19 protein-coding genes are annotated in these 16,572 nt (G+C 70.1%); 9 read left to right on the top strand and 10 right to left on the bottom strand.

Features of this window, described 5'->3' with window-relative positions:
* Positions 1–43: 43 nt before the first annotated feature.
* The 5 genes from N5079_RS09975 to N5079_RS09995 form a co-directional block, all read right to left on the bottom strand.
* Entirely contained in the window at positions 44–979 is a 936-nt protein-coding gene (locus tag N5079_RS09975) for a segregation and condensation protein A (RefSeq protein WP_261583319.1), read from the bottom strand.
* Between the two features lie 29 nt (positions 980–1,008).
* A complete protein-coding gene (locus N5079_RS09980; RefSeq protein ID WP_410007763.1) occupies positions 1,009–1,902 on the bottom strand; it encodes a ParA family protein in 894 nt (297 codons plus the stop codon).
* Positions 1,903–2,012: 110 nt separating this feature from the next.
* Positions 2,013–2,957 carry a site-specific tyrosine recombinase XerD gene (locus N5079_RS09985; RefSeq protein ID WP_410007769.1) on the bottom strand — a complete coding sequence of 315 codons (945 nt, stop codon included), beginning with the start codon at positions 2,955–2,957 and terminating at the stop codon, positions 2,013–2,015.
* Between the two features lie 17 nt (positions 2,958–2,974).
* The gene (locus N5079_RS09990) at positions 2,975–3,586 is read right to left on the bottom strand and encodes an NUDIX domain-containing protein (RefSeq protein ID WP_261583321.1); all 612 of its coding nucleotides are present in this window, start codon (positions 3,584–3,586) and stop codon (positions 2,975–2,977) included.
* Complete coding sequence (locus tag N5079_RS09995) at positions 3,583–5,268, bottom strand: CTP synthase (protein ID WP_315967810.1); 1,686 nt, start codon at positions 5,266–5,268, stop codon at positions 3,583–3,585. The genes N5079_RS09990 and N5079_RS09995 overlap by 4 nt, the downstream gene beginning before the upstream one ends.
* Before the next feature lie 154 nt (positions 5,269–5,422).
* Here N5079_RS09995 and N5079_RS10000 point away from each other — a divergent pair, with 154 nt between their 5' ends.
* The 5 genes from N5079_RS10000 (at position 5,423) to N5079_RS10020 (ending at position 8,959) form a co-directional block, all read left to right on the top strand.
* Complete coding sequence (locus N5079_RS10000; protein WP_261583322.1) at positions 5,423–6,073, top strand: acyltransferase; 651 nt, start codon at positions 5,423–5,425, stop codon at positions 6,071–6,073.
* A 293-nt stretch (positions 6,074–6,366) separates the two neighbouring features.
* On the top strand, positions 6,367–6,570 hold the full coding sequence (locus tag N5079_RS10005; protein ID WP_261583484.1) for a cellulose-binding domain-containing protein: 204 nt from the start codon (positions 6,367–6,369) through the stop codon (positions 6,568–6,570).
* A gap of 8 nt (positions 6,571–6,578) precedes the next feature.
* Complete coding sequence (locus N5079_RS10010) at positions 6,579–7,682, top strand: cellulose-binding domain-containing protein (protein WP_261583323.1); 1,104 nt, start codon at positions 6,579–6,581, stop codon at positions 7,680–7,682.
* Positions 7,683–7,698: 16 nt separating this feature from the next.
* The gene (locus N5079_RS10015) at positions 7,699–8,304 is read left to right on the top strand and encodes a DUF4126 domain-containing protein (RefSeq protein WP_261583324.1); all 606 of its coding nucleotides are present in this window, start codon (positions 7,699–7,701) and stop codon (positions 8,302–8,304) included.
* 76 nt (positions 8,305–8,380) lie between these two features.
* Entirely contained in the window at positions 8,381–8,959 is a 579-nt protein-coding gene (locus tag N5079_RS10020; protein ID WP_261583325.1) for a Uma2 family endonuclease, read from the top strand.
* Here N5079_RS10020 and N5079_RS10025 read toward each other — a convergent pair.
* The 3 genes from N5079_RS10025 to uvrB form a co-directional block, all read right to left on the bottom strand.
* Positions 8,949–9,539, bottom strand: coding sequence for a hypothetical protein (locus tag N5079_RS10025; RefSeq protein WP_261583326.1), 591 nt, complete (start codon positions 9,537–9,539; stop codon positions 8,949–8,951). The two genes, N5079_RS10020 and N5079_RS10025, sit on opposite strands and share 11 nt — an antisense overlap.
* Positions 9,540–9,556: 17 nt before the next feature.
* Positions 9,557–9,766, bottom strand: a complete 210-nt coding sequence (locus N5079_RS10030; RefSeq protein ID WP_261583327.1) for a hypothetical protein — start codon at positions 9,764–9,766, stop codon at positions 9,557–9,559.
* Between the two features lie 63 nt (positions 9,767–9,829).
* Complete coding sequence (gene uvrB / locus N5079_RS10035) at positions 9,830–11,941, bottom strand: excinuclease ABC subunit UvrB (protein ID WP_261583328.1); 2,112 nt, start codon at positions 11,939–11,941, stop codon at positions 9,830–9,832.
* 184 nt (positions 11,942–12,125) lie between these two features.
* On the opposite strand from uvrB, the gene N5079_RS10040 reads away from it, so the two are divergent.
* The 3 genes from N5079_RS10040 to N5079_RS10050 are packed head-to-tail and all read left to right on the top strand — an operon-like array spanning position 12,126 to position 14,628.
* Positions 12,126–13,169, top strand: a complete 1,044-nt coding sequence (locus N5079_RS10040) for a hypothetical protein (RefSeq protein ID WP_261583329.1) — start codon at positions 12,126–12,128, stop codon at positions 13,167–13,169.
* The gene (locus N5079_RS10045) at positions 13,166–13,825 is read left to right on the top strand and encodes a hypothetical protein (protein ID WP_261583330.1); all 660 of its coding nucleotides are present in this window, start codon (positions 13,166–13,168) and stop codon (positions 13,823–13,825) included. Before N5079_RS10040 ends, N5079_RS10045 begins: the two co-directional genes overlap by 4 nt.
* On the top strand, positions 13,798–14,628 hold the full coding sequence (locus N5079_RS10050; RefSeq protein ID WP_261583331.1) for an inositol monophosphatase family protein: 831 nt from the start codon (positions 13,798–13,800) through the stop codon (positions 14,626–14,628). Before N5079_RS10045 ends, N5079_RS10050 begins: the two co-directional genes overlap by 28 nt.
* 10 nt (positions 14,629–14,638) lie before the next feature.
* On the opposite strand, the gene N5079_RS10055 is transcribed toward N5079_RS10050, so the two are convergent.
* Complete coding sequence (locus N5079_RS10055; protein ID WP_261583332.1) at positions 14,639–14,764, bottom strand: TetR/AcrR family transcriptional regulator C-terminal domain-containing protein; 126 nt, start codon at positions 14,762–14,764, stop codon at positions 14,639–14,641.
* An 11-nt stretch (positions 14,765–14,775) separates the two neighbouring features.
* On the opposite strand from N5079_RS10055, the gene N5079_RS10060 reads away from it, so the two are divergent.
* Positions 14,776–15,111, top strand: coding sequence for a hypothetical protein (locus N5079_RS10060; RefSeq protein ID WP_261583333.1), 336 nt, complete (start codon positions 14,776–14,778; stop codon positions 15,109–15,111).
* A gap of 158 nt (positions 15,112–15,269) precedes the next feature.
* Here N5079_RS10060 and N5079_RS10065 read toward each other — a convergent pair whose 3' ends face one another.
* Entirely contained in the window at positions 15,270–16,460 is a 1,191-nt protein-coding gene (locus N5079_RS10065) for an SLC13 family permease (protein WP_261583334.1), read from the bottom strand.
* Positions 16,461–16,572 lie beyond the last annotated feature (112 nt).

Here is a 16,572-nt window from a genome sequence, read left to right on the forward strand (position 1 = left end):
GGTCGTGCTGCACGGCGGAGCCGCCGCTCGGTCACCGCGCGGATCACCGCCCGGGCTGGTCCGCGGGCGTTCCGGCGGCCTTGCCTCCCCCGCCGCGGCCCTCGTCCCCGCCGTCGTTCCGGGGCTCGTTCCCGCCCGCGTCCCTGACGCTCTCGTCGTAGTCGTCACCGACGGCTACGTCACCGTCCGCGGCGCCCGTCCACGTCACGTACAGGTCCCCGAGTGGCTCCAGCTGCTCGAACGAGACGGCGGCCTCCCTGAAAAGCTCCAGGACGGCCAGGAAGCGGGCGACGATCTCGAAGGTGCCCGCGCAGTCGGCGGTGAGCACCCGGAAGGTGGCCTTCTGGAGCCGCCTCAGCCGTTGGACAAGGATAGCGGCCTGTTCGCGCACACTGGCGAGCGGTTGGTAGATGTGGGTCACGGAAACGGACGGCGGGACCTTCGGTGTGAAGGCCTTGGCGGCGATCTTGGCGAGCTGCTCGGGGCCGATGCCGAGCACCAGCTCGGGCAGCAGGTCCGCGAACCGCTTCTCCATGGGCACGGACCTGGGGAAGCGCAGCGCCTCCTCCGCTATCCGGCCGGAGAAGACCTTGGCGGCCTCCTTGTAGGCGCGGTATTGCAGGAGCCGGGCGAAGAGCAGGTCGCGTGCTTCTAGCAGCGCGAGGTCCTCCTCGTCCTCGACCTCTCCGGTGGGCAGCAACCTGGCCGCCTTGAGATCGAGGAGAGTCGCCGCGACCAGCAGGAAGTGGCTCGTCTGGTCGAGGTCCCATTCGGGTCCCCGGGAGCGGATGTACGCGATGAACTCGTCGGTGACCTTGTGCAGGGAGACCTCGGTGATGTCCAGCTTGTGCTTGGAGATCAGGCCGAGCAGCAGGTCGAACGGCCCCTCGAAGTTGTCCAGGTGCACCTGGAAGCCACCCGTGGGCCCGCTGTCCCGCCCAGTCTCCTCGCCGGTCTCCTGCTGGGTCACGCCTCCCATTGTCTCTCCTCGGGGAGGAGGAAAGGCAATCAAACCCGCGAGGGCCACCTGGCGAGGAGCTCCCGGGCGAGCTCGCGGTAGGCGGTGGCGCCCATCGATCCGGGGTCGAACTGCGTGATCGGCTCGCCGGCGAGGGTGGCGTCGGGGAACCGTACCGTCCGGTTGATGACGGTGTGGAAGACCTTGTCGCCGAAGCCCTGCATGATCGTCTGGAGGACCTCGCGGGCGTGCAGCGTCCGCGGGTCGTACATGGTGGCGAGCAGGCCGTCGATCTCGAGGTTCTTGTTCAGGCGCTCCTGGACCTTGCTGATCGACTCCATCAGCAGCGCGACGCCGCGCAGGGCGAAGAACTCGCACTCCAGCGGGATCATCACGCTGTGCGCGCAGGTCAGCGCGTTGACGGTGAGCAGCCCCAGCGAGGGCTGGCAGTCGATCAGGCAGATGTCGTAGTGCGGCAGAAGGGGCTCCAGCACCCGCTGCAGCGCGTACTCCCGCGCGACCTCGTTGACGAGCCTGATCTCCGCGCCGGACAGGAAGATGTTGCTCGGGAGCAGGTCCATGCCCTCGACGGTGGTGTTGAGCAGCACGTCCTCAACGGTGACGTCCGGCTCCTCCATGAGGAGGTCGTAGACGGTCGACTCGAGCGGCCGGGGGTCGATCCCGAGCCCGACGGACAGCGCGCCCTGCGGGTCGAAGTCCACCAGCAGCACCCGCTGCCCCACCTCGGCCAGCGCGGCGCCCAGGTTGATCGTGGTGGTCGTCTTGCCGACGCCGCCCTTCTGGTTGACCATCGCGACGATCCGCGCCGGTCCGTGCTTCTCCGGCGGCGTCGGCTCCGGGAACACCGGGCGGGGACGGCCGGTCGGCCCGATCGCACCGCCGGGGGTCCCCGCGGTCCACGTCGCATCTGTGGTCGCAGTCACCTGTTGAACCTCCCTGACGGCCCCGAACCTGATCGAATTTAAAGGGTTGGCACGTATGCGGCAAGGCGCCGCGCCCAGGGCCGCGATATCGGCGCCCCCTGGAAGTGCCTTCAGCGCAGGGCCCGCGGATGGGCCGCCGCGTAGACCTCGCGGAGCTTGTCGACCGTCACCAGGGTGTACACCTGGGTCGTGGTCACCGAGGCGTGGCCGAGCAACTCCTGCACAACCCTAACGTCGGCGCCGCCGTCCAGGAGGTGGGTTGCGAACGAATGCCGCAACATATGCGGAGAAACACCGGAAAGGCCCGCCCGGTCCGCCGCCGCCTGGAGCACCTCCCAGGCGCCCTGACGGGTCAGCCTGCCGCCCCTCGCGTTGAGGAACAGGGCGGGAGTCCCCCGGCCGTGAGCGGCGATCCGGGGCCTCGCCCGCACCATGTACGCGTCGAGGGCCTGCCGGGCGAACCGGCCGAGCGGGACGATCCTCGACCTGCCGCCCTTGCCCCGCAGCCGCACCTGGTCGTGATCCTCCCCGTGATCAGTGTCGTCCCTGGAGGGCACGTCATCCACGGCCAGCCCCACGGCCTCGGAGATCCGGGCGCCCGTGCCGTACAGGACCTCGAGGAGCGCGCGGTTGCGGAGGGTCAGCGGCGCGTCCTCGGGGCCGGAGGCGGCGATGAGGCGCTCGACCTCGGCCACGGTGATCGCCTTGGGGAGCCTGCGGAGCTGCCGCGGCGGGCGCACCTCGTGCGCGGGGTCGTGCCCCGAGACGCCCTCGCGAAGGGCGAACCGGTGCAGGCCGCGTACGGCGGAGACCGCGCGGGCCGCCGAACTGGCGACCAGCGCCTGATGCTCGTCGTCGCCCTCCCGAAGCGAGGTCAGGAAGGCGACGACGTCGGACTCCGCGATCTGGGCGAAGGTGTCGAGCCCGCGCGCCGCCAGGTGGTCGATATATCGGCGCAGGTCACGGCGGTAAGACGCGAGCGTGTTGGCAGCCAGCCCCCGCTCCACCGCCAGATGGGCGAGGTAGCTGGACAGCACCGCCTCGGGCTCGGTCAGGACGTCCCCCTACGGTCTCATGCCTCCGGCGCGTCGGCGGGTCGCAGGCCCTTGAAACCGTCGGCGGAAGCGGCGTATGCGGCGAGAATACCGGCGACGGCCACAGAATTGTGGATCATTCCTGACAGCGCCTTGCCGACCGCCGCCGCCAGGGGGATCCACATCACCGGCATGTCGATCTCCTCGTGCTGGTGGACGAACACGTTCTCCTCGTCGGGGATCGGCTCGAGGTCACGCGCGAGGAAGATCCGGATGCTCTCACTGCTCATGCCGGGCGAGGTGTGGATGTCGAGCAGCGTGTGCCAGGTGCGGGCGCGGTAGGCGGCCTCCTCGGCCAGTTCCCTGGCCGCGCAGTCGACCAGGGGCTCGCCGGGCACGTCCCGGATGCCGGCCGGGAGCTCCCAGAGCAGGCGCCGGACGGGATGCCGGTACTGGCGGATCAGCAGCACGCGGTCGTCGTCGTCGAGGGCGACGACCCCCACCGAGCCGGGGTGGACGACGTAGTCCCGGTCGGCCACCACGCCGCCCGGCATCTTCACCGTGTCGGTCCGCACGGAGATCACCCGCCCGGCGAACCGCTCCGCCGAGCCGGTGACCTCCCAGGACTCCGCCAGGTCTTCGATGTTCACTTGGTACGGCCTGCCTTCGCGACATTCTCACGGGTGTCGGCGTACACCAGGGCGGCCTGCACGAGCCCCTTGAAGAGCGGGTGCGCCCGGGTGGGGCGGGACCGGAACTCGGGGTGCGCCTGGGTGCCGATGAAGAAGGGATGCTGCTCGGCGGCCAGCTCGGCGTACTCCACCAGCCGGCCGTCGGGCGACAGCCCGGAGAACACCATACCGATCTTCTCGAGCCGCTCGCGGAAGGAGTTGTTCACCTCGTAGCGGTGGCGGTGCCGCTCCTCCACCTTGGCCTTGCCGTACAGCTGGCGGGCGAGGGTGCCGTCGGTGAGCTTGGCCGGGTACAGGCCGAGCCGCATGGTGCCGCCCATGTCGCGGTCGCCGGAGACGACGTCCTCCTGGTCGGCCATCGTGGAGATCACCGGGTCGGCCGTGCCGGGGTCGAACTCGGTGCTGTCGGCGTCGGCGATCCCGGCGAGGTTGCGGGCGGCCTCGATGACCATGCACTGCATGCCGAGGCAGATGCCCAGCAGCGGCACCTTCTCCTCGCGGGCGTGCCGTACCGCGCCGACCTTGCCCTCGATGCCGCGGACCCCGAAGCCGCCGGGAATGAGCACGCCGTCGGCGCCGTCCAGCTCGCGGGCGGCGCCCTCGGGGGTCTCGCAGTCGTCGCTCTTGACCCAGCGGATGTTGACGCGGGCGTCGTTGGCGAAGCCGCCGGCGCGGAGCGCCTCGGTGACCGACAGGTACGCGTCGGGCAGGTCGATGTACTTGCCGACCAGCGCGATCGTGACCTCCTTGGCGGGCCGGTGCACGCGCCGCAGGAGCTGGTCCCACTCCTTCCAGTCCACGTCGCGGAACGGCAGGCCGAGCCTTCTGACGACGTACGCGTCGAGCCCCTCGGAGTGCAGGACCTTGGGGATGTCGTAGATCGAGGCCGCGTCGACCGCGGACACGACGGCGTCCTCGTCCACGTCGCACATCAGGCTGATCTTGCGCTTGAGGGAGGTGGTGATGGGCCGGTCGGACCGGCAGACGATGGCGTCCGGCTGGATGCCGATGCTGCGCAGGGCGGCCACGGAGTGCTGGGTCGGCTTGGTCTTCAGCTCCCCGCTCGGGCCGATGTACGGCAGGAGCGAGACGTGGAGGAAGAAGACGTTGTCGCGGCCCACCTCGTGGCGGACCTGGCGCACGGCCTCGAGGAACGGCAGCGACTCGATGTCACCCACGGTGCCGCCCACCTCGGTGATCACCACGTCGACGTCGGGGCCGGCCATCCCCTGGATGCGGTCCTTGATCTCGTTGGTGATGTGCGGGATGACCTGCACGGTGTCGCCCAGGTACTCGCCCCGGCGCTCCTTGGCGATCACGTTCGAGTAGACCTGGCCGGTCGTGACGTTGGCCGAGCCGTGCAGCTCGGTGTCCAGGAACCGCTCGTAGTGGCCCACGTCCAGGTCGGTCTCGGCCCCGTCGTCGGTGACGAACACCTCGCCGTGCTGGAACGGGTTCATCGTCCCGGGGTCCACGTTGAGGTAGGGGTCGAGCTTCTGCATCGTGACCCGCAGGCCACGCAGCTTCAGGAGGCGCCCGAGGCTGGAGGCGGTGAGCCCCTTGCCCAGACTGGAGGCGACGCCACCGGTGACGAACAGATGCTTGGTCAGTGTTTGCTTGCTCTGGGTGGCGCTGCGCAAGAAAGGCTCCCGTGGTTCGATCCTCGGCCGCCCAAGTTGGCGACCCCCAATGCCCACGGGCTCTCAGAATATCAAACGCTTGGCATGAATGGGCCCGCTACGTGCATGAACCCGCCATAGCGACGTATGCGACCAACCGGTAACTTGTCGCGCTATGTCGATTGTGAAGCGTGCCGTCGGCCGGGTGGTCCACCGCGGATGGGCCTACCTGCGGGAGGCGGCCACCCTCAGCCCCGGCTCCACCGGCGGGTATCGGTTCCGCCGTCTCGGCGAAGGGGCCTGCGTCTCCTTCCCCGTCGGCGCGATCTTCGGCGAGGCCTGGATCGAGATCGGCGACCACACGCTCGTCGGGGAGCGCGTCTCGATCTCGGCCGGGATGGGCCCCGGCGTGGACCTCGGCCCCGACTCCATCGTGCGGATCGGCAAGGGCTGCTCGATCGGCAGGGGCAGCCACATCGTCGGGCACCAGTCGATCGACATCGGCGACGACGTGTTCACCGGGCCATACGTCTACATCACCGATCAGAACCACGTCTACGACGACCCCGAGACGCCCATCGGGCGCCAGTGGCCGCGCAACAACCCCGTCGTGATCGGCTCGGGATCGTGGCTCGGCACCGGGGCGATCATCCTGCCCGGGACGCGCATCGGGCGGCAGTCCGTGGTCGCGGGCGGCGCCGTCGTGCGCGGCGAGTTCCCCGACCACTCCGTGATCGCGGGTGTCCCGGCCAAGGTGGTCCGCCGGCACTCCGCCGAGCTCGGCTGGCACGCTCCAGGCGTGGTCCGGCTCTCGTCGTCCGCGTGAGCTGAGAGTTTCGGGCTCCGTCGTCCGCGTGAGCTGAAAGTATCCGCGTTTCGGCCTCCTGACCTGGCTGAAAGTATCCGCGTTTCGGCCTCCTGACCTGGCTGAAAGTATCCGCGTTTCGACCTCCTGACCCGGGCTGACGGACGGACCCTCCCCACGGGAGCCCGGCGCAAGCTCGGTATGCCCCGGGCGGGGATGGGGGTGGTACATTCACGGCAAACGTGACGATCACTAACACGGGCACGACCGCCAGCAACGGGTGGACCTGCGGTTGTCCTTAACGGGTGACCCAAATGGTCATCCAGCCGGACTGGCCGGCGACCTGGACCCAGGCGGGGGTCCAGGTGAGCGCCGTCAACCTGAGCTGGAACCAGACCATCAACCCGGGACAGCCGACGCAGATCGGCTCCAACACCACCTGCGGCGGCGTCGGCGCTCCGCCGTCGTCGTTCACGTTGAGCACCGCACGTGCGCCTGACCGCCAATCTCAGAGATGAGGTATCTCGTGCGCCGACTCACCCCCCTCGCCTGGCTGGGTCTCGTCGCGGCCTTACTGGCCGCGCTCGTGGTGGGAGCCGCGACCGCCCCCGCCATGGGGGCCGCCCTCGCGACCCCGGCCCCGTCGCCCTCCCCGTCGGGCTCCCCCGGCCCGCAGCCCCTCCAGCCGGCCTGGAACCCGAACTGCCCTCCCCCGCCGCTCCCGGCCGGCGGCCAGGGCTACGCGCCGCTGTGCTGGTTCGCCCCGTCCGCCTTCCCCGCGGCGGGCTACGACGTCTACGTGCTCCAGGCGGCCGGTTTCACCAAGGTCGCGTCCACCACGTACACCTCGGCCATACTCGGCGGCTTCACCTTCGGCCGGACCTACACGTTCTACGTGATCGCCAAGGACACGTCCGGAAACCTCAGCCGCCCCTCTCTGCCGCGCAACGTCGTCGCGGTGTCGGGCGTGGCGCCGACGCCGACGCCCACCCCGACGGGTGACACGACACCCCCGAGCACCCCGGCGGGCCTGCGGGACAACTGCGTCGCCGACTTCCCGGGGACGGCCTTCTGCTGGACGCCCTCCACCGACAACTTCGGCGTGACCGGCTACCTCGTGTTCCGCCAGACCGCGACCGGCTACGTCAAGGCGGGCACGTCGAGCCACCCCGCCTTCATGGAGGGCGGCCTGGTCACGGGACAGTACTACTCGTACTTCGTGGTGGCCGTGGACGCCGCCGGCAACCTAAGCCCGGCCTCCGACCTGGTCGCCGTGCTGGCCCGTGAGGGCCTGCCCGTCCCCACCCCGTCGTGCAAGGTCGCGTACACGCAGTCGGTCTGGGAGACCGGCATGTCGGTGACCGTGACCATCACGAACACGGACACGAAGCCGATCAACGGCTGGAAGCTCGCCTTCACCTTCCCCAACGCCGGCGAACGCCTGACCCCGCCCGGCTGGTCGGCCGTCTGGACGCAGACCGGCTCGACGGTGACCGCGACCAACGTCGGCTGGAACCAGACCCTCAGCCCGGGGCAGTCCACGCAGATCGGCTTCGACGGCACTCACACCGGCTCGGCCGCGAAGCCGGCCGCGTTCACTCTGAACGGAGCCGCCTGCGCCGTCGCCTGATGGGTAGGTTGAGCCCATGTTCGCTGCGCTGACAGGACTGGGTCTGTCGACGGCGGCTGGGCTCAACGCCTACATCCCGCTGATGGTCGTCGGCCTGCTCGCCAACTTCACCGACGCCGTACGGCTCCCGCACGGCTACGAGTGGCTGTCCAACGGCTGGGTCCTGGCGATCGTCGGGGTGCTGCTGGTCGCCGAGTTCGTGCTGGACAAGGTGCCCGTGGTCGACCACGTGAACGACATCATCCAGACGGCGGTACGGCCCGCGGCCGGGGGCGTCGTCTTCAGTGCCACCGCGGCGGCGGCACAGCTGGACAACTCCACCTGGATGGCCGAGCACCCGGCGGTGGGCTGGATTCTCGGCATCGTCAGCGCCCTGGTCGTCCACCTGCTCAAAGCGGGCGCCCGGCCGGTCGTCAACGCCACGACGGCCGGCATGGGCGCCCCCGTCGTCAGCACCATCGAAGACGCCGGTTCCCTCAGCCTCTCCCTGGTTGCGATCTTCCTTCCGCTCCTGGTCGTCGTCGCCGTGGCCTTGCTGGCGTACATCCTCTGGCGCCTCACCCGCCGGGCCCGCCGCTTCCGCGCCGGCCGCCGTGCCCGCACGACGGCCCCGCCCGCCTGAAGGCGTCGCGGCCCGGCTACTTTCCGTGGCACCATGGTGATGTCGAGTGACACCCCATGGCTAAGGAGGACAGCGGATGACCACGGCTCTCCCCGAGTGGTTCTATCCCGGACCGCCAGGTGGGTGGACCGCCGACATGCTCGATCATCTCCCCCCCGACGCGCCCCGGCACGTCGAGCTGATCGATGGGTCCCTCATCATGATGTCCCCGCAGACCGCTTTTCATATGCTCATGCTGCGGCTCCTGGAACGCGAGCTCGCGCCACCACCGGATCTGCTGGTCGTCCGCGAGATGACCGTGACCTTGGGACTACGGCAGCGTCCCGAACCTGACATTCTCGTGGTGAAGAGCGCCGCGCTGAAGAATCTCAAAACGACGTCGTTCAAGCCCGACGACGTGCACCTTGTCGTCGAAGTCACGTCTCCCGAATCTCTGGACCGCGACCGGGTCACCAAGCCCATCAAGTACTCCGACGCCGGAATCAGGTATCTCTGGCGCGTCGAGCAGGAAGACGAGGGGCCCGTCGTCTACACCTTCGAACTGGAGCCGAGTGTGAAGGCCTACGTGCCGACGGGGATCCACCGCAAGCGGCTGCAGACCGACATCGGGTTCGAGGTGGACATCGACCTGGACCTGGGCCAGTTCACCCGTTGAGTGTGGCTTCGGTGTCACCTACCAGGGCGCCGACAAGCGAGATCCAGTCCTCCTCAGTGGCGCCCTTCTTCGCGCGGGCTCCCATCCGCTGGGCCTCCTCCGTCGTCGGGAGGAACCCGACGAGCAATGCGGGCAGCAGCATCCGCCGGGCGAGCAACTCGGGCGCCGATATGCCGTACGGCCGGCGGACGATGGCCACGTTGACGCGGATCGCGTGTTCGTTGCCCGGAGGGACGCCCGGGCGGTCGATCTCGACGGCGGAGAAGCGGAAGCCGTGGGCGAGGTCGCAGGGGCCGCAGCCCACCGGCCCGCCACCGAGGCGTGATCCGCACTCGGCGCACGTCAGCCGGTCCAGCGCGGCGTCGACCACACGCCAGTCGTGCCGGTCCGGCTCGTCGGCGACCATCTCCGCGATCGCACGCTCGCCCTCAGGACCGGCCGCGCCGAACTCGCCGGCGACGAACTCCCGCCAGCCCTCCTCGACGATGTCGTCCACGAGGTCGCGGCAGCGGGCGCAGTCAGGGGCTCCGCCGTACTCCCAGCCGCCGCAGGCGGGGCACCGCCTCAGCGCCTCACCCACCGCCGGCCGCGGCCGTCCTACCACCACGGCACGATGCGGGGGTTGACGTAGAGGACCAGCAGGAGCGCGATCATCAGGCAGCCCGCGCCGAACATGAGAAGAGCGGAACGGGTGCCCCGCCCGCGCTCCTCCGGCGGGCGGGACACGTGCACCACGATCAGCCACACCATGGACCAGCCGATGAGGGCGAATCCGAGCAGAGGCAGCAGCACCACGATCAGCGACACGCAGCGGACCCTACCCCCACCGAAGGCCGCGTGCCGCGGTTCCTCTCCTCTCGCCGGCGACGGCTACTTGACGCCCGCCTCGCGCATGTCGCGGACCTCGCGCTTGAGCTCCTTGATCTCGTCGCGCAGCCGGGCGGCCACCTCGAACTGGAGGTCGGCGGCCGCCCCGTGCATCTGCTCGGTGAGCGACTCGATCAGTGACTCCAGCTGGGCCCGGGGCATCTCCCCGGCGATGGACTTGGCGTGCTGCCCCACCGTCCGGGAGGCAAGGCCGGGGACGGGCGCCTTGCCGCGCGACTGCTGACGCCCTCCGCCGCCGATGAGCTGGGCGGTGTCCTCGTCCTCCCGGGCGAGGCTGTCCAGGATGTCGGCGATCTTCTTGCGGAGCGGCTTCGGGTCGATGCCGTTGGCCTGGTTGTAGGCGATCTGCTTGGCGCGGCGCCGGTTCGTCTCGTCGATCGCCCGCTCCATGCTGGGGGTGATCTTGTCGGCGTACATGTGCACCTGGCCGGAGACGTTTCGCGCGGCCCGGCCGATGGTCTGGATCAGCGACGTCTCCGACCGGAGGAAGCCCTCCTTGTCGGCGTCGAGGATCGACACCAGCGACACCTCGGGCAGGTCGAGGCCCTCGCGGAGCAGGTTGATGCCGACGAGCACGTCGAACTCGCCCATCCGCAGCTCGCGCAGCAGCTCGATCCGGCGCAGGGTGTCGACCTCGCTGTGCAGGTAGCGGACCCGGATGCCGTTCTCCAGCAGGTAGTCGGTCAGGTCCTCCGACATCTTCTTGGTCAGCGTGGTGACCAGGACCCGCTCGTCCCTCTCCGTGCGGGCCCTGATCTCCTCCATGAGGTCGTCGATCTGGCCCTTGGTGGGCTTGACGACGACCTCCGGGTCGACCAGACCGGTCGGGCGGATGACCTGCTCGACCACCTCGCCCTTACTGCGGCCCAGCTCGTAGGGCCCCGGAGTGGCCGACAGGTAGACGGTCTGGCCGATCCGCTCCAGGAACTCCTCCCACTTCAGCGGGCGGTTGTCCATCGCGGACGGCAGGCGGAAGCCGTGCTCGACCAGGGTCCGCTTGCGTGAGGCGTCGCCCTCGTACATGGCCCCGATCTGCGGCACCGTCTGGTGCGACTCGTCGAGCACGAGCAGGAAGTCCTCGGGGAAGAAGTCGAGCAGCGTGTGCGGCGCGGTGCCGGGATCGCGGCCGTCGATGTGGCGCGAGTAGTTCTCGATGCCGGCGCAGGTGCCGATCTGGCGCATCATCTCGATGTCGTAGGTGGTGCGCATGCGGAGCCGCTGCGCCTCCAGCAGCTTGCCCTGCCGCTCCAGGTCGGCGAGGCGGTCCACCAGCTCGGCCTCGATGCCGGCGATCGCCCGCTCCATCCGCTCGGGCCCCGCGACGTAGTGGGAGGCCGGGAAGATGTGGAGCTCCTCGTCCTCGCTGATGACCTCGCCGGTCAGCGGGTGGAGGGTGGCCAGCTTCTCGATCTCGTCGCCGAACATCTCGATCCGGACGGCGAGCTCCTGGTACACCGGGATGACCTCGATCGTGTCCCCCCGCACCCGGAACGTGCCGCGGGTGAAGGCCAGGTCGTTCCGCGCGTACTGCATGTCGACGAGCCTGCGCAGGAGCTGGTCGCGCTCGACCTCCTGACCGACCTTGAGGCCGACCATCCGGTCCACGTACTCCTGCGGGGTGCCCAGGCCGTAAATACACGAGACGGAGGCGACCACGACCACGTCGCGCCGGGACACCAGCGACCACGTGGCCGAGTGGCGCAGCCGCTCGACCTCCTCGTTGATCGAGGAGTCCTTCTCGATGTAGGTGTCGCTCTGCGGGACGTACGCCTCGGGCTGGTAGTAGTCGTAGTACGACACGAAGTACTCGACCGCGTTGTTGGGGAGCATCTCGCGCAGCTCGTTGGCGAACTGGGCGGCGAGCGTCTTGTTCGGCTGCATGACCAGCGTGGGCCGCTGAAGCCGCTCGATCAGCCACGCCACGGACGCCGTCTTGCCGGTGCCCGTGGCGCCCAGCAGGACGTTGTCCTTCTCCCCCGCCTTGACGCGGCGCTCCAGTTCCTCGATCGCCGCGGGCTGGTCGCCGGAAGGGGTCATCTCGGTGACGACCTCGAAGGGCGCCACCTTGCGCTGCAGGTCCGTTACCGGTCTCATCGGTCGCTCACCACTCCTCGTTCCTCTGCATAACCTACGCGCGCCCACCGACAATTCCGGTGCGGCCGTCGCACGCGACGGGGTCGTCCCGCGCGGGAGCCGTACGGCATGAGCGGTCTTGGCCGGGGCATGACGCTCTCGTTACCATGCGAGGGGGCGACACGGACGGATGCGGGGCTGACCTATGGCGGGGTTCAAGCAGGCCGTCGGACGTTCCCTGACGTGGGCGGCCAAGAACGTCGACGGGGCGATCGCGCTCGTCCTGGCCGTCGTCGTCGGCGTGCTCGGCGTCCTGCCCGACTCCGTGATCCCCGACAAGGGAAACTGGAAGTCGCAGCTCATCAGCGGCACGACGCTCGTCATCCTGGCGCTCGTCGCCACCGCGCTCCTGCGGGACCGGGTCCGGCAGAAGCCCGTCGAGGACGCGATCAACGCGACCTCGGGACTCCTCGCGGAGCTGCCCGGGCGGCTGCGCCGCCTCGACGAGCTGGAGAGCCTGGTGGCCGGCACCAGGAGGGCTCTGGAGGACATGTCGATCGTCCGGGTCCTGGGCAGCCAACATGAGATCACCCAGGCTCACGCCGACGCGCGGCGCGGCACCGACCGGTGGATCTTCAAGGGCGGCACGGGCACCTACATCCGGGCGGTGACCCTCCCGGAGTGTGTCGCGGCGGCCAGGCGGGAGAAGCGGCACCTCACGATGCGACTGGAGATCATCGACCCGTCCGACGAGGACGTGTGCGAGGCCTACGCCCACTATCGCCGGTCGCTGTCCGACCGCCCCGACGGCACGGGCGAGCTGTGGACGACCGAACGCGCCCGCAAGGAGTCGTTCGCCACCGTCCTCGCCACGTTCTGGTACCGGCAGCGGTACGGCCTGCTGGACGTCGGGGTGGGCCTGTCGGCCACGATGACGACGTTCCGGTGGGACCTGTCCAGTCACGCGGTGATCATCACGGTGGAGGACCCCAACCGCGCCCTGACGGCCCTGGCCGGGACGTTCTACTACGAGAGCTGCGACACCGAACTGCGCGCGAGCTTCGAACAGGCGCGCAAGGCGCCGATCGACCGCTACAAGGCGGTGCCGCTCAGCGACGAGCCGACCATCGAGGAGGTCCGCAGGCTGTTCGACCGGATCGACCTCCCGCTGCCCAAGTCCTTCACCGACCGCGAGGTCGTCGAGATCACCCGGAAGGCCCTACGCGCCAAGGACCCGTACGCATCATGAGATATCAGGATCTGCTCGGCGAGCTGAGCGGCGATGGCGGCGGCGTCCACGACTGGGCGCTCGGCGTCCTGGGTGACATCGCCCTGGGCCGCTCGGACGTGGCCGCCGTCCGCCACCCCCTCGGGTTCCTCTGCCTGCCGCTCGAACGCTCCGGGGAGTCCGGCGTGTGCGTGCACATCTGGTCCGCCGCGCTCAGGCACGCCCGCAGCACGACCTCCCAGGTCCACTGCCACAGCTGGGATCTGGTCAGTCACGTGCTCTACGGCCAGGTGCGCAACGTCCACGCGGTCGTGACGGACGTCGCGGAGGGGGCGACCCACCGGGTCTTCGAGGTCGCCAGCGCCCCGGACGGCGACGTCATCCGGCCGACCGGGCGGACGGTCCGGTACGCCACGGGACGCGTCGAGCTGTTCGGTCCCGGCGAGACCTACACCCTCGGGGCGGGGTCGTTCCACAGCAGCGTGATCCCGGAGGACGGCGAGGCCGCCACGGTGGCGCTCGGCCGGAGCAGGCCGGGACGGGGCGACCTGTCCCTCGGCCCGCTCACCACCCGGCTCCACCACATCAGGCGGGAGCGCTGCGACGCCCGCGAGACCGCCCGTGCCGCCGAGCTCGCCAGGAGGAACCTGTGGACTTCCAACACGCCCGGCTCGTAGCCGTCGAGGCCGCGGAGGCCGCCGGGGCGCTGCTCCGCGAACGCGCGGCGGGGGTGGTGGGCGTCCGCCCGAAGGGTTCCACGGGCGACGTCGTAACCGATCTCGACCTGGCCGCCGAGCGGGCGCTCCTCGACCGGATCGGGGCGGCGTTCCCGGCTCACAAGATCATCGCGGAGGAGTCGGGGGTCCACGGAAGCGGCGAGTGGACCTGGCTGATCGACCCCCTCGACGGCACCAACAACGTGGCGATCGGCCTCTCGGCGTACGTCGTGGGCCTCGCCCTCTGCTCCGGCGGCCGCCCGGTGCTCGGCGTGGTCCACGACCCCGTCCGCGGGCACACCTGGTCGGCGATCAGGGACGGCGGGGCGCTCGGCCCCGGAGGGCTCCTCGTCGCGCCCCAGCGGCGCGACCTCCCGCACGGCCCCGTGCTGGCCTGGACCCAGGGGTACGGCGTGGCCCGCGCCGACCCGGCCGTCCGGTCGCTCAAGATGACCATGGAGGTGCGGGCCCGGCGGGTGCTCCAGCTCTGGGCCCCGCTGCTTTCCTGGGTAATGCTGGCGAGAGGCGACATCGACGGCATGATCGGCTACCGCGCCGAGGCCGTCGACCTGCCCGCCGGAGCGCTGATCGCGCAGGAGGCGGGCCTGGAGATCCGCAACCTCGACGGGGGCCCCTTCGAGGAGGACATCGACGGCCCCCGGGATGACCGCAGCTTCGTCGCCGGCCGGCCCGAGATCGTCGAGTCGCTCCTCGCCCTCGTCGCCGAGGCCAGGCGGCTGGCGCCCGCGCTGCCCCCCGCCTGAACCGGCCGGGTCAGCTCCTGCCGGCCGCGATGCCGTCGAGGACCCGTTCCAGCCCCTCGGCGAACGCCTCCTCGGGCGAGACCCGCTCGGACTCGGCGAGGATCCTCGCGAGCGCCGGATATGGCCCCGTGGCCACCGTCCGGGCGAGTGTTCGGCTGCTGCGCCTACCAGGGGGCCGCCGCCCGGGGCGGCATGGCCTGGGCGGTCGTGGACCGTACGGCGAGGCCGCCACGGCTCAAGGAGGTGCTGAGGCGCGACGAGAAGGCGCAGGCCAAGGAGATCGTCGAGTGCATGGACGTCTTCCGCGAGGAGGGGGTGGAGGCCGCCTTCCTGTTCGCCTTCGAGAGCTACAGCTACCCCTACTCGCCGGACCCGCCGTACGACCTCGATCTGGCCGCCTACGGCGTCGTCCGATGCCTGCCGGACGGGTCGTGGCGGCCCAAGGAGGCGTTCCACGCGTACGCCGCCTGGCCCCATTCGTGATCCCTCACCAATCCGTGGAGCCCTTCGCCATCGCTCCCGGCTATCGCTCCCGCCCATTGAGGCTGCCCGGCGTTCTTCGAGTTGCGGAACAGCCTGCGCCAGGCACGACGTCTGCCGCTTGAACGGGCCACCCCGCTCAGCGGATCAGAGGCGCGAGCTCACGTGGTGACCAGCAGGGCGCCGACCGTGGCGATGAGGCCGACCGCGGCGAGCCCCGCGCCGGTGGCCATGAACTTCCCGAGCGGGACCCGGACGTCGCGGCGGCGGCACCACTCGAACCACAGCAGCGTGGCGAGCGATCCCCACGGGGTGACGACCGGGCCCAGATTGGTGCCGATGAGCAGCGACAGCAACTGGGTGTGGTTGGCCACCGGGATGACCTGCTCTCCCGCGACGTAGGCGGGCAGGTTGTTCACCAGATTGGACAGCCCCGCCCCGGCGGCGGCCGCCCGGTAGGGGCCGTCGCCGTCGCCGTCGGTGCCGATGATCGCGCTCATGACGTCGGCCAGGCCGAACCTGCTGAGCGTGGGCACCACGAGGAACAGACCGGTGACGAAGACCAGGAGCCGCCACGGGATGAGGCTCCAGACGAGCTTCGAGCGGTCGCGCCAGGCGAACGCGGCGACCACGGCGACGGCCGCGACCAGGGCCGCCACCTCGATCCGCAGCCCGGCAAGGATCGCACCGATGAAGAGCACGCAGGCCGTGCCGGCCACCGTGAACAGCAGCCGGTCGTCCACCGCCGGAGCGGGCGGCGGCACGTAGCGGTCCTCGCCCCGCTCCCCGCGCCGCCAGAAAAAGACCCACAGGAAGGCCATCGTCACCGCGACGGCGACCAGTTCGGGCGCCCACATCCGGGCGGCGAACTCCCGCGCGCCGAGCGCCACCCGGTTCATCGCGAGAAGGTTCGTGAGATTGGAGACCGGCAGGAGCAGGCTGGCCGTGTTCGCCAGCCATACCGTGGTCATCGCCAGCGGGAGGGGCGCGATCTTGGCCCGGGGGGCGAGGGCCAGCATGACGGGAGTGAGCAGCACGGCCGTCGTGTCCAGGTTCAGAAATATCGTGACCAGCGACGCGAAAGCTGTACAGAGCAGGAAAAGGGCCGGATAGCTGCCACGGCCGACGATGGCGATCCGGGTCGCGATGACGTCGAAGACCTGGGCTTCCTTGGTCAGCTCCGCGAGGACGATCACCGCGCCGAGGAACAGCAGCAGGGGCGCGATCCGGTCGACGCTCTCCCTGGCGGTCGCCGCGGGCAGCAGCCCGGTGGCCACGAAGACCAGGCCCGCGGCCAGCAGGCCGATCCGGATCCAGTCGAGAACGCTCAGCCGCCGCAGCCCACCCGCCACGACCACACCCTATACAAGGATGATCGAAGCCCTCCAAACCGTCGGCCACAGCGTGAATACTGGCCTCATGAGTCAACCGATCTCAGAAGTCGGCATGAGATCGCGGCGACAC

The organism is Planotetraspora sp. A-T 1434 (assembly GCF_025420585.1).
Taxonomy (GTDB): domain Bacteria; phylum Actinomycetota; class Actinomycetes; order Streptosporangiales; family Streptosporangiaceae; genus JAOEGB01.